Source organism: Cuniculiplasma divulgatum, assembly GCF_900083515.1.
GTDB classification, from domain to species: Archaea; Thermoplasmatota; Thermoplasmata; order Thermoplasmatales; family Thermoplasmataceae; genus Cuniculiplasma; species Cuniculiplasma divulgatum.
The window spans coordinates 1,210,826-1,222,857 of sequence record NZ_LT671858.1 but is presented as its reverse complement, the minus strand read 5'-3'; the positions used below and the strand labels follow the sequence as shown (position 1 = coordinate 1,222,857).

Sequence of the window (12,032 nt, the reverse complement as noted above, 5' to 3'; positions counted from 1 at the left end):
TATACTAGTCATATCGGTTCAACTGAAAATGTGAAATACTCTGGTGATTCAGTGAATAAAAATGGTATATACAATTTTTATTAAACACAACTTTTTTGATTCACGAAGGCAACTTAGATAATGACTTATTATCTGAATTTCTCCCAACTAATATTGTTATAACTACCATAATCGAGGGTCTCTCTGAAAATGTAATGCTTTCAGCAAACTTATCGTTGGAGATGGCTTCGTCATGACAATTCATAATCTTAAACATCAATGGTCTAAAGTGTTTCCAGTTGATTCGTAGAAAATTACATCACATACAAATGAAAAATGATTAGTTGCTGACAATAGAAGAGATTGTCCTGCAATTTATTTGGTAATACTATCTAAATATTAGGAGAAACTTGACGAACTTCATTCATGACTCGTAAGCGGGTGTATGATGACGTTACACGCAGAACGTCTATCACGGAAATTACGCCATCTATTTACATAAGAGCATTAGTGCTTACATTCCTGAACGAGCAGGAGGAAGAAAAATGAGTGAAAATGAAGAGGTGAGAATTGTCATGAAATTGAGATTAGAAGAAATTAACAAACTCAAGAAGACTGCAAAGAACAATGATATCTCATGGGAGAAATAGTCACACATTTGTTGGAAGAAAAGGCGCAGGAGATGATCGATCGCAAGTGATGGCTTTATTCTTCTAAAAAGAGACGACCTTACAAAATCAATGAGGGGGTGAAGATTAAAAAATGAGAGGATAGTTTTAGCCACTTTTTCCCTTAATCTTTAGAGGCTTAGTGATAATAAGAGATTTGATGGCATTTTCAATACTATTTTCAGTATTTGTGGCGCTGGCTATAGTATTAATTTTTAATAGAGTTTCGAAAAACTATCATTATGATTATCAAAGTCTTTATTCTCGTATTAATGATGATGTATTTTATAGCACCAATCTAACTCTCAGGGGTTTGATATTTCAATGAAGTGTCAAATTTGTAGTAAACGTTTATTTTCAACTATTGCAATCAATGCTTTTAGTGCTTTTAAACTCAACTATTATTGCCCAAAGTGTAAATGCCCTATCCCCGAGCCTAAAAGGTTCAAAAACTAATCCAAGATTGGAGAGGATGCAATTTTATATTGGTACTTGCATTGTCAAATCCAAAGAAGTTGGGAGAAATAGCTAGAAAATACTCACTTCCTGTTGTCAACTATATAGAAGAATGGGACGACAAAATAAGTTCGTATTAAAAAAATTCCACAAAGACAATGAGATGACAATAGTACAACGACGTTATCTCAATTCTGATTCAAAGTCATATAGCGATGTAAAAACCATTTGTTTGGATTGTGAGTACAAGCAGTTAGTCTTGGGTGATTACGATGCGTATCTTTCCAGCAAGACATTTGATTAATTATCTCATTCATAAAAGAGGTCTATGTGCTCCCCAGTAAATCGGAAGGTACTTGTAGGAAGATAATCCATAATATCTATGCTGAAGCATCCAATGTATGCAGAAAGAGAACATTTTTCCAACTGTTTACTCATTCTATCGTTTTCTGTCTCCAAAGTTAAGAATTTTGTTTCCAACCTATGAGAAGAGTTAACATTTTGTTACAAGTTATTCCAAAATGGCAGAAGATTAAACCCATCTCTCCATTTTTTGCCTTTTTTCCGCAACTATCTTAAAAATATCAAGAACTTGCTCTGGTTTTACAGTGACATAATATTTCAGGTTTTTTTGTGTAATTTTATAAAATTCCTCCTCATTAACTAATTCGTGTTCATCCCATACCCATATTGAATTTGGGAAGAATTTTAGTATATTTTCCATCCCTGAACAGTTGTTATCGCCACCATGAATTTCATCACATCTTTCTATTTCAGATTTGGTCAATGGTCTTGGCGGTTTTTCTACTACTCCGCAGCCAACAATAAGCTTATTTTTGTAGAATAAAACTAAGGAACCAGGCTCTAAAGGTGTAAGACCAACCCCTTTTCTATATCTATAGTACCCTCTATGGTTGTTTCTTAAGTCAAAATCCAACCACACCATTAGCTCTCCTGGAGTTTCAAATTGATCATCTGAATGGGGAAAACATACACATTGAACCATTGAATGAATATGAAATTTAGCAATATAAATATTCTCACGAATATCTATAAGCTTTGGTAAATTGTGATAAAGCTCCATGCATATTTTCTTTAATGGAGCATTAAAGGAAATTTTCTGAACTTTCAAGTGTTATACTTATGCTAATGTGGATTTGTTAAGCAAGATCGACATTAAAAATGTTGGACCATTTGATGGGGAAGACATTTCAATAGACTTTAAACTATTGACTATAATTATTGGTGCAAATAATACTGGTAAAAGCTCTATTCTATACTCGTTTGACATCTTTAGGTCAACTGAGTTCCTCTATCTGTATTCAAAATTCATAATAACATTACTATGGAACAATATATGCTGAATCCTGATAATAAAGGTCGAATCGAATTAAGTTCAATTATTGATTCTCACGATATAGGATAAGTTACGGAATTTGAACTGATACTGAAGCACCAGATGGGAACTACAATCCTCAAATTTTCGTTCTTTTCCGATAGCTAAGCTTACGTGCAGAATGCATCATACTATCGAATATTAAACCCAATTTAACAAAAGGCCCTCGAAAGATTTAATTAGTCTATCAATGCTGCTACCCTCCTATTGGATGACAGGACCTTCGTTCTTTCTTAAGCAATGTTGTTGTATACAGTGGATAGAAGTCCATCTGGGGAAAGTGATTGTACGGTACTAAGAAGTTGATTTTGCGGTGATGCGAGTCGAGGAGCACCTGTAAGCTTGTTCCTTAGCTCTAGAATAGTCTTAGTATTGGTAACTCTAGCAATTTCGTATGGATTCAATTTTGTGGTAGATATTAGATGGTTCACTAATTCCTGTTCATCTATATTGTCAGATACCCTTATCCTATTATCATATCCTTTAGTAATAGTGATAATCTTTTCAGGAAATGTTTTCTCACCCACTTTTTTGGCAGTTTCAACGATATCACTGTCATCTAATTTCCGTTTAATAGTGAAAATAATGTCATTTTTTTTTGTGTCGAGATTTATAAGAGGAATATCTTCTTCTTGGATAATATTCCAGTGGCACAAATTTGGAACCATTTATATTTTCTGGGTTTAATTTCTAAACTCCCTTAAGAATCGTGGTTTTGCCCAATTCATTCTTTCCGACTATACCAATCAAACCCTGAATATTAAAACCACAGAATCTTCAACACAACGCAAATTCTGAATCCCAGCTGAGAGAATTTTCATAAGGTCCAGATTGTTATAAGCGTCTTGGTTAAAATTCTTTGTGTTAAACTGGCCTCCGATACCAACTAAGTCATCTAGCTAGTATTTTGAGTCTGCAATTTCTATCTTATTATATCAAACTTATCAATCTAAAAATAATGGCTCCCAGTCTAAGACAAGTAAGAAGACTGCCAGATTCACGTTAATTGCTATTTTCTCTACAACCATCATAGGTATTATTTTATGAAATTTGAGTACTGTTTGATGTTTGATTATCTATACTTGAATAAAATCTAGAAATCTTTTTAGTGTCTGGATAATAATGAGAGAAGATAGTTCGATAAGTAGTTATAACAGTCAGCTATTAAATCACAGGCGAACTTATTATGTCAACTGATAACAGAAAGCATATGGTCCGAGTCAATTAGGACTAATGGATCTTTCATCTATGGAAGGATTAATTGGAAGTATTGTTTAAAGGTAGTTGTAATAAAGAAGTAGTTAGGGCGTCTCCTTGGCAGGCAGTAATCACTAACTCAGCTGCAGGGAAGTTTTTATGGGAGACGAATAAGCCTAGAATCGAGTGGAATCAACCAATCAAACCTTGCTCAGCCTAAGTTAGAGCATTTTATTAAGTTCTTTGAAGAAATAGCTAAAGTAGTAAATTTAAGCAATTTTTTTTGAAAAAGCGATAGGCAAATTATTTTCCGCTATCCACCCTGATTTAAATTACAAACCTGAACAATCTAATGAAACGATTAGATATATAAAACGTATATCAACCTAAATAATGCAACATTGGTAAGATTTCTCCATGGACAGTGTTCTAAAGAATGATTCACAATATAGATCTGACCTGTTATTTTATCAACAACAGTCACTTATTATTTAAATTCGGAAAATAATATATCTCAAAACCACCAGATTGTAAATACAAATTTACGTTGAAAAATTGGTAAATTAAAGGAAGAGACATGGAATTCCATATTGACGCCCCGGCCGGGATTTGAACCCGAGTCACAGGCTCGACAGGCCTGTATGATAGGCCACTACACTACCGGGGCTAACTGAGTAGTCAGGTAATTACTAAAAGATTATAAAATTTGTTGATAATGCAGACGAAAACTAATCCAATTTTATTTACTCATAATCCGATTAAAAAGGATTCTAAATATGAGCTTTGAGCACGTTTGATTCATAAAATATGCCTTGTGTATGAAAAAAAAGTAATAGGAAACTAGCATATCATAATATGAAAGAGAACTATTACATAGGAGTACTTGGAGGAGCAAACCCTCCTGAGAAATTCCTCAAAATTGCCTATGAAGTAGGAGAACTACTAGCAAAAAATAATGCTACTGTGCTATGCGGCGGCTTATCAGGTGTTATGAAAGAAGTCTCTAAAGGCGTGAAGGACAATGGTGGTGTTGTCATAGGAATACTACCTGGATATGGGAGGGGAGAGGAAAACCAGTATCTTTCGTATTCAATAACTACTGGAATAGGTTACGCAAGAAATTTTCTGATTGTAAGGGCAGCTGAATCTCTCATTGCCATTGATGGATCGAATGGCACCATATCCGAAGAATCATTCGCAATAAGTGAAGGTAAGGATGTCATAGGAATAGAAAGCCTAGAGCTAACTCCTACCAGGAAGAGAGAAGGAAAATATTTCAAGGCTAAAAATGCAAAAGAGGCTGTTGATCTCGCCATAGAGTCTGCAAAAAACTTAAGGGAAAGAGGCTTTAAGGACCCTCTAATATTTGATTCTTGAATATCTTTTCACTGGCAAAGTATGCTTCATAACCTTTTTTTCTCAAACGACCTGCCATGTAGGCACTCTGCAAACCCTGTTTGCAGTAAAACACAACCGGTTTTTTATCCCTATTGATTTCATCCAGATGATCAAGAGAACCAGGGTTGATGTTAATAGCACCATCAGGGTGCCATGACTTAAATGAAAGAGGGTCTCTTACATCAACAATAATGGATTGTTCTGGTATTTTCTCTATTGACCTGATCTCATATTCTGGATTTCCTATTCTATTTAGATACTCTTCTATCTCATTTCCTCTTATTCTTATTATTTCAGATTCATTGGGGAAATAGGATGATATTCTCTCAATATCTTCCATCAATTCTTCGTGCTTTACTTTGGTGATCGGTCTTTCACCAAAAAGAGCACAGAATTCTTCTGTGGAATCGTTGTGAAATGTACCAATCTTTCTTGCCTGATCTATTATCCAGTCCTTGTCCATTCCAATCAATGGCCTGTGAATAACTGTTTTAAGCCCCATACTAAGCTCATATAAGTTTTCTGGAGTCTGGGAAGAAACCTGACCTGAGGATTCACCGGTTATAATTCCATATGCACCTATCTTTTGTGCTATGTTATCTGCAATCTCATACATCTTTCTCTTGTAACTGACATTTGCATATTTCATTTTTCCTTTGAAAAGGTAGTCTGTAATAAGCCTTGACGCATCTACAATGTATATATATGGATTATAGCCGCTGTACCAGTTTGAATAGAGAATCAACGCCTTCTTAAGAAAGTGCTTTGTGTCTATGGGATTTGCCAGAGACATGAAAATTAAATCTACAGGAGAACCTCTTCTCATCATCATCCATGTGGACACTGGAGAATCTATTCCCCCTGATATCAGAGAAACCATCTTACCCTCGGTACCTAGTGGCAATCCTCCCGGTCCTTCAAATGTGTGCAGCATAACATATGCCAGATTATTCCTAATTTCAATTTCAATTCTAATATCAGGATTTTTCAGATCCACTCCATTGGAATATGGAAATAGTAGATCACCTATCATCCTGTCCATTTCCATTGATGTGAAATCGTGACTACCAGTTCTTCTTGTATAAACCGCATACTTCTTATTCCTAATCTTTTCCGCAAAAAGATCTTTTACATTCTCTGCAAGTATTTTCTTATCTTTGAATCTAATAACTCTTACAGATGAGAAAGATTTTATTCCCATTACTTTAGAGATTTCTGAAGAAATATCATCGTTCGATATTACAAATATCCTTCCTCTTTCTCTTATAAAAGTTCCATTTTTACCTTTATTTCTAAGTGATACTGTAAGGTTGTTAATCAACTTTATTTCCATCTGATTCCTTGTCTTCTTTCCCTTCAAACCTATCTCTGAATATCTCAGGAGATATATGTTGAATTTCTCTAGATCCTGATTCCAGTCAAAATTGGTGTTTCCTTTATGATCCACTTCCTTGCCTCCACTTCTCTAAGCTTTTCTGTTACCTTCATCCATGAGTAAAGACTATCTGTTTCGTAAATAACAACGAATTCCTGATCTCCTATACCGAATGAATAAGTTGTATATGATAGAATATCTTTATTGTTTGGATCTGTCATTGCAGTTCTTATATGTTCATCCATTATTCTCTTTCTGTCTTCATAAGGCAATATATACCAGTCATTTGATTTTGACATTGGATATGCAATTATGTATTTTTTCCTGCTGTTCTGAATCTGTTCCTCAATTTTCAGTGAATTTTTCAAATATGGTGATCTTTGGTATATCGAATGAAAAGAATGCACTATCTCTCCTTTACCGTCAATTATAGTTTTCAATACTTTTAGAAATGAGAGAATATTAGAGGGATCATCTGCTGAAACCCACCCAATAATATCGCAATCTCCTCTCAGAGATTCATATAGATTTAGGTGTTTTAATCCAGAATTACTAATTATCTTTTCTTTATTCTCCTCTAAACTTTTTTTAATAATTTCCTGCTTAGACTCTTTAATAGAAAAAATCAGCATGTATAACTCACTTGTTTTTTCTTCCATAAAAATGATAATACAATTAAAAATTAAAAAGTTGGTTATTTAAATTTAAGCTGCAGAGTTATAAATTACGTTTCCCTTATATATCAGTTCGAAAGATACTCCTGCTGCAGTTTGTCCTTTAGCCAAGGTTATTGGGATTTTATAATCAGAACCTCCAGTGAAGGTTGCTGGGTTACTTGGTAATACACTAGCTAAAGTGTTCGTTGAACTAGGGTTAGCGAACGAAGCTCCAGTTAAACTTACTGTGATAGAAGAAGAACTAATTGAACTTGAGGAGCTTGACACATTAGCGTATAAAGTAGCATTCCAGTAATGTATGTTGTCATGGGTACCAGTACCAAATTGCCCCGTGCCATTTACAACACTAGATGTCACACCAGCCGTTTCCACAGTATTGCTCACACCATGCGTAAACCCTCCCAATATTGTTACGAGGGTTGCAGCCAGTACCACCGTTATTGCTATCAATAAAATAGTTGCAATGATAGGTGATACAGCCTTATCTTCTTTAGGCCTTATCTCTTTCATTTTAATTTACCTAAACTAGCTAAGAATCAGTAATATATAAACATTTTTATTTATGAAAAGATAGTGAGGTCTTATTAATTATAAAATTCTCCGAAGCACTTTAGCTTTTAGGTGTTGACATAACTTAGTATATCTTACAATACTTGGGGATTCAGTATAATAAAGTTCAATATTGCTTCCCTATTATTTCTAAACATTTTTAGCATTACCATTCTCATATTCATCTACATCTTGATCATTTAACTGATAGATTCTGATATCGATGGATTTTCAATTATTGCAGTTTCTTTTGCGTTCCTTCAATCAAATTATAGAAAACCATATTTCAAACTCATACGTCTCGCACATAAAAAGTTGCCTTTGTCTAAGGTAGGAAAAGTTGTATAATTCCACGTCATTTCTTTACGGATATTTCGCTCTATTAAAAAAGTAATAAATCTTAATGAGGTATCAGTGATTGGTAGGACATTGTTAAGGTCAGTCAAAGTTTTTTGAATCATTTAATTTTGTCATTTAAACACTAATAATTATGAATAATTAATTGATGATTTCTGTGTTAGTTAAGAGCAAAATAAAACCCTTAGCGATATGGCATTCACTCTTCGTATTTTGTTTTAGAGGTTTATATTTAATCTGAATTTTCTATTTGTTTATATTCCTAGATAACATTTTCTTCGCAGTTATAGCTCATTTACTGTATAATATCATTCATTTAAGAATCAAATTGCAACGCTTACATAAAATCGTAAGGATTTTCTAAGAATAATAAAATACGTAAATTCACCTTAATACTAATCCCATAAAAAACCTAATTATGATAATTTTAAAGAAATTAAAAATTAAAAAATTGATAATTTATATTTATGCTGCAGAGTTGTAGATTACATTTCCTTTGTATATTAGTTCGAAAGATACACCAGCTACAGTTTGGCTACTAGACAATGATATTGGAACTGTGTAATCAGAACCTCCAGTGAAAGTGGCATTAGATGAAGTTGAACTAACACCGGCTACTTCAGCTAAAGTATCACCACTAGTCACTTTGAAACTTGCTCCTGTTATTGTTATTGTTATAGATGATGCGCTGATTGCACTTGAAGAACTTGACACATTAATAAATATGTATTTGCTAGTTATATGTGAAGTCACACCAGCCGTTTCCACAGTATTGCTCACACCATGCGTAAACCCTCCCAATATTGTTACGAGGGTTGCAGCCAGTACCACCGTTATTGCTATCAATAAAATAGTTGCAATGATAGGTGATACAGCCTTATCTTCTTTAGGCCTTAACTCTTTCATTTTAATTTACCTAAATTAGCTAAGAATCAGTAATATAAAAACATTTTTATTCATGCTATGTGAGAACTAATATTTCTCTGTCTTATCTGGATTCACAAAAAATCATGAATTATCTTTTTGTTGTGCGATCCACCAAGCAATTTATTAATATCGCAAAGCATCAAAATTCTCCTAATTAAGACATCCGTTCAATAGTGAATAATATAGTAACTTTTTAGATTTCATTCTTACATTTATTTCTTCTCTGATTCATGTGGGCATTTTTAAACGTATTAGATCGAAATAGGAAAATCATCATTTACACGTTCATACAAATTCTTAAGTCATGGTAAGCAGAAGAACATTTACAGTTAGTCAAATTAATATGTCTATTACACATTTAAGATTAAATGATATCATTCTGTGTTACAACCTACAACACATCAAAGACTTTTGATAAGTTTTTCAATTCTTTTAATGGCTTACTAATAGAATATGAAATAGTCATCGTTGATAACAACTCTCAAGATGGGACAAAGGAATATTTCGAAAGATTTAAAAACGAGCATGTTAAATTCATTCAGGAAAAGTGTAACAGGGGAGAGGGTAGAAACATAGCCATAAAAAATTCCACAGGAGATTATATAATTATGCTAGACGCAGATATCGAATATAAGCAGTTACAGTCTGTAGTTGAACTATGTCTTGACCCAACAAACAATAAAATATTGACTCATTTCCGTTCAGGAATTGTTGGTGTAAACATAACGGGAGCACCCAAGGATATTTTCATTAAGTTAGGTCTATATCCTCCGATAAACTGTTATGAGGATATTTATTTATGGGACCTGGCAAATAATCTAAAAATCTTCAAAAGGATAGATATTCCAGTAGATTACGCAGATAACATTAGGATAGACGAACTGACTGGTACCATAAGTGAGTGGCGGTATTCAAAAGGAAGATATGAATATCTAAAAAGATGGATAGAGAAATCGGCAGACATAATATTTGTTAAAGGTCAAAATTATTCCGCTTTTAAAAAATTTAACAGGGTAGATTCACTCAGAAAAACTATTTATTCCTTATTCCTATTCGTTATTGGAAAGGTATATTCACGATTTATTATAAAAGTTCCAACAATAGAAGATAAGGCAAAGCAAATTGCAGGACAATCGATGAAAACCTCTGATTTTTAGGTACATTTTTTAATCGCAATACATTTAATTCATAATTCTCCTTGGCTGTGCTCTTATTATGCTCGATTATACCATCTGCTCGCTCAATATAGGGGGACTTTCAATTTTAACTGGCGACTTATCAACAGAATACATTTTTGACTGTACTTTACGTCACATTCTTTTAATTAAATCCTTCCCTTTAAGAATGAGTTGAAGAATACTGGTTAAAAGCCCTTAGAGGTCCTATCTATTCTTCATCATCAGATTAGGCATTCAGATATATGTATGAATGATATGATAACTTTTCCATAACTTGCATTATTTATATAAGTTAAAACGTTCCATATTCACACATTTTCTATGATTGGTAATCGTAAACTTTCAGAGTGTTCCGGAATAATTTAGAAGGCACTTTTACGATTAATTCTTGCTACTGTCTCGTTCATTTGATAAAGTCTGCGTTTAAATTATTACGGCACTACGGGTTATATAATTCTGAAACCCACGTTTTTCGTAAAGAGAGTTTGCATTTAAGTTCTGATATTCATAGACTTTAAGTGGAAATTGTCATTCTCTCTTTTTCATTTAATATCATTGTAAATATATGGAGTCATATCCAAAACGACATTTTTAATTCTGAATTTTCATGGAAAATATAATTAGAATTATTTTGGCATTCCTTATTATACTAAAGTTAGAAAATACTACTTACTGACATTTCAGATAAAAATGCTGTATACCAGTGACATTCCTAATGTTTGTGAATTTTTGTTAATTTTAAAGTATATCGAATGGTAAATAGTAATAATACTCTCTCTACCTAACGCCTCAACATACTTATAATAAAGAATTAAATGTCTCTTTTATTGGTAACAACAAGATTTTCCGTTGTAATAATTGCATACAAGAGAAAAGAATTTCTGATTAAAGCCGTTAATTCGGTTTTAAACCAGAATTATCCAAAGGAATTGATTGAAATTATTGTTGTAAAGTCATTTAAAGATGATGTAATCGACAGAACTCTATCTGAAAAACTGATAAAATCAATATACACTGAATCAAAATCAATTGGTAAGAAATTTTCACTTGGCTTTCAAGATAGCAGTGGTGATATTATATGTATGCTGGAAGACGATGATGCTTTTTCAGAGTTAAAGTTGAAAACAATAGCAGAGGTTTATGAGGCGGATAAGCAAATAGATGTGTTCTTGAATGGATATGATATTGTAGATACAGAAGGAAAGGTAATAGATGTAAACTTTTACAAACAAAATAGGGAATTTCAATCTAAGCAGCCTTTAATAAAAATAGATAGCCGGAATTATAACCCCGATTTATTTCAGTCTCTTAATCTATATTTTAACAATAGCAGGTTTTCATTTACAAAAAGTGTATCTCAATCTCTTATTCCCATTTTAAATTTGATCGAACGTGGGGTAGATGTATTGATGCCTAATATCTGGATTGGCATGAATCTCAATATAGCTTTTATACCGGGAATAAAAAACAAGTTCATGATGCGCAATTTTAAGCCCAGAAAAGAGAGATTAATGAACACACAATCCTCAAACGCGTTAGAGAATGAAATAGAACGAAGTCAACTTCTTTTAGGCGATTACATCTCTCTAATAAAGTATTTTCATGAAACTAACATTCAACTTGCAAATTTTATAGAACTAGAATTTAAAATGCGTGAAATCATGATAGATGTACTATCACTAAGCAAGAGAAAACTTCTTCACGATTTAAAAGAATTTTACAAAACCTCTATATATAGAAAGGGTAAAAAATATAAGGTATTCCTAAGAAGAACATATATTTCCTACCTCAAAGTCTCACTTTTATCCCCTTTTTTTATTTTTGACCCGGAAATTACTAGAAGGATAATAATAAGATTGATGCTCTGAAAATCTA

11 protein-coding genes and 1 tRNA gene are annotated in these 12,032 nt (G+C 33.0%); 5 read left to right on the top strand and 7 right to left on the bottom strand.

The window, feature by feature from the left end:
- Nucleotides 1-405 precede the first annotated feature (405 nt).
- Nucleotides 406-528 carry a hypothetical protein gene (locus CSP5_RS09985; RefSeq protein WP_277868658.1) on the top strand — a complete coding sequence of 41 codons (123 nt, stop codon included), beginning with the start codon at nucleotides 406-408 and terminating at the stop codon, nucleotides 526-528.
- A 1,107-nt stretch (nucleotides 529-1,635) separates the two neighbouring features.
- Here the strand turns inward: CSP5_RS09985 and CSP5_RS05955 are convergent.
- Nucleotides 1,636-2,235, bottom strand: a complete 600-nt coding sequence (locus CSP5_RS05955) for a hypothetical protein (protein ID WP_148689896.1) — start codon at nucleotides 2,233-2,235, stop codon at nucleotides 1,636-1,638.
- 19 nt (nucleotides 2,236-2,254) lie between these two features.
- Between CSP5_RS05955 and CSP5_RS10060 the strand changes: the two genes are divergently transcribed.
- On the top strand, nucleotides 2,255-2,467 hold the full coding sequence (locus CSP5_RS10060) for an AAA family ATPase (RefSeq protein ID WP_148689895.1): 213 nt from the start codon (nucleotides 2,255-2,257) through the stop codon (nucleotides 2,465-2,467).
- A gap of 265 nt (nucleotides 2,468-2,732) precedes the next feature.
- Here the strand turns inward: CSP5_RS10060 and CSP5_RS05945 are convergent, their stop codons facing one another.
- Together CSP5_RS05945 and CSP5_RS05940 are read right to left on the bottom strand one after the other, a co-directional pair.
- A complete protein-coding gene (locus CSP5_RS05945) occupies nucleotides 2,733-3,167 on the bottom strand; it encodes a hypothetical protein (RefSeq protein ID WP_148689894.1) in 435 nt (144 codons plus the stop codon).
- Between the two features lie 1,123 nt (nucleotides 3,168-4,290).
- Nucleotides 4,291-4,363 (bottom strand) — tRNA-Asp (locus tag CSP5_RS05940).
- A 188-nt stretch (nucleotides 4,364-4,551) separates the two neighbouring features.
- Between CSP5_RS05940 and CSP5_RS05935 the strand changes: the two genes are divergently transcribed.
- The gene (locus tag CSP5_RS05935; RefSeq protein ID WP_021789026.1) at nucleotides 4,552-5,073 is read left to right on the top strand and encodes a TIGR00725 family protein; all 522 of its coding nucleotides are present in this window, start codon (nucleotides 4,552-4,554) and stop codon (nucleotides 5,071-5,073) included.
- Here CSP5_RS05935 and thiI read toward each other — a convergent pair.
- From thiI to CSP5_RS05915, 4 genes are all read right to left on the bottom strand, one after another.
- Nucleotides 5,045-6,541, bottom strand: a complete 1,497-nt coding sequence (gene thiI, locus CSP5_RS05930) for a tRNA uracil 4-sulfurtransferase ThiI (protein ID WP_148689893.1) — start codon at nucleotides 6,539-6,541, stop codon at nucleotides 5,045-5,047. The two genes, CSP5_RS05935 and thiI, sit on opposite strands and share 29 nt — an antisense overlap.
- Nucleotides 6,496-7,128 carry a chlorite dismutase family protein gene (locus CSP5_RS05925; RefSeq protein ID WP_148689892.1) on the bottom strand — a complete coding sequence of 211 codons (633 nt, stop codon included), beginning with the start codon at nucleotides 7,126-7,128 and terminating at the stop codon, nucleotides 6,496-6,498. The genes thiI and CSP5_RS05925 overlap by 46 nt, the downstream gene beginning before the upstream one ends.
- A gap of 45 nt (nucleotides 7,129-7,173) precedes the next feature.
- Nucleotides 7,174-7,596 carry a hypothetical protein gene (locus CSP5_RS05920; protein ID WP_197685799.1) on the bottom strand — a complete coding sequence of 141 codons (423 nt, stop codon included), beginning with the start codon at nucleotides 7,594-7,596 and terminating at the stop codon, nucleotides 7,174-7,176.
- Between the two features lie 921 nt (nucleotides 7,597-8,517).
- On the bottom strand, nucleotides 8,518-8,898 hold the full coding sequence (locus tag CSP5_RS05915) for a hypothetical protein (protein WP_172399425.1): 381 nt from the start codon (nucleotides 8,896-8,898) through the stop codon (nucleotides 8,518-8,520).
- A gap of 449 nt (nucleotides 8,899-9,347) precedes the next feature.
- Here CSP5_RS05915 and CSP5_RS05910 point away from each other — a divergent pair, with 449 nt between their 5' ends.
- Entirely contained in the window at nucleotides 9,348-10,136 is a 789-nt protein-coding gene (locus tag CSP5_RS05910) for a glycosyltransferase (protein ID WP_148689889.1), read from the top strand.
- An 848-nt stretch (nucleotides 10,137-10,984) separates the two neighbouring features.
- On the top strand, nucleotides 10,985-12,025 hold the full coding sequence (locus CSP5_RS05905; protein WP_172399424.1) for a glycosyltransferase family A protein: 1,041 nt from the start codon (nucleotides 10,985-10,987) through the stop codon (nucleotides 12,023-12,025).
- Nucleotides 12,026-12,032 lie beyond the last annotated feature (7 nt).

Excerpts from the sequence above, each read along its gene's own strand:
- CSP5_RS09985 (WP_277868658.1), top strand. The coding sequence starts at position 406 with ATGACTCGTAAGCGGGTGTATGATGACGTTACACGCAGAACGTCTATC.
- CSP5_RS05935 (WP_021789026.1), top strand. The coding sequence starts at position 4,552 with ATGAAAGAGAACTATTACATAGGAGTACTTGGAGGAGCAAACCCTCCT.
- CSP5_RS05945 (WP_148689894.1), bottom strand. The coding sequence starts at position 3,167 with ATGGTTCCAAATTTGTGCCACTGGAATATTATCCAAGAAGAAGATATT.
- CSP5_RS05925 (WP_148689892.1), bottom strand. The coding sequence starts at position 7,128 with ATGGAAGAAAAAACAAGTGAGTTATACATGCTGATTTTTTCTATTAAA.
- CSP5_RS05910 (WP_148689889.1), top strand. The coding sequence starts at position 9,348 with ATGATATCATTCTGTGTTACAACCTACAACACATCAAAGACTTTTGAT.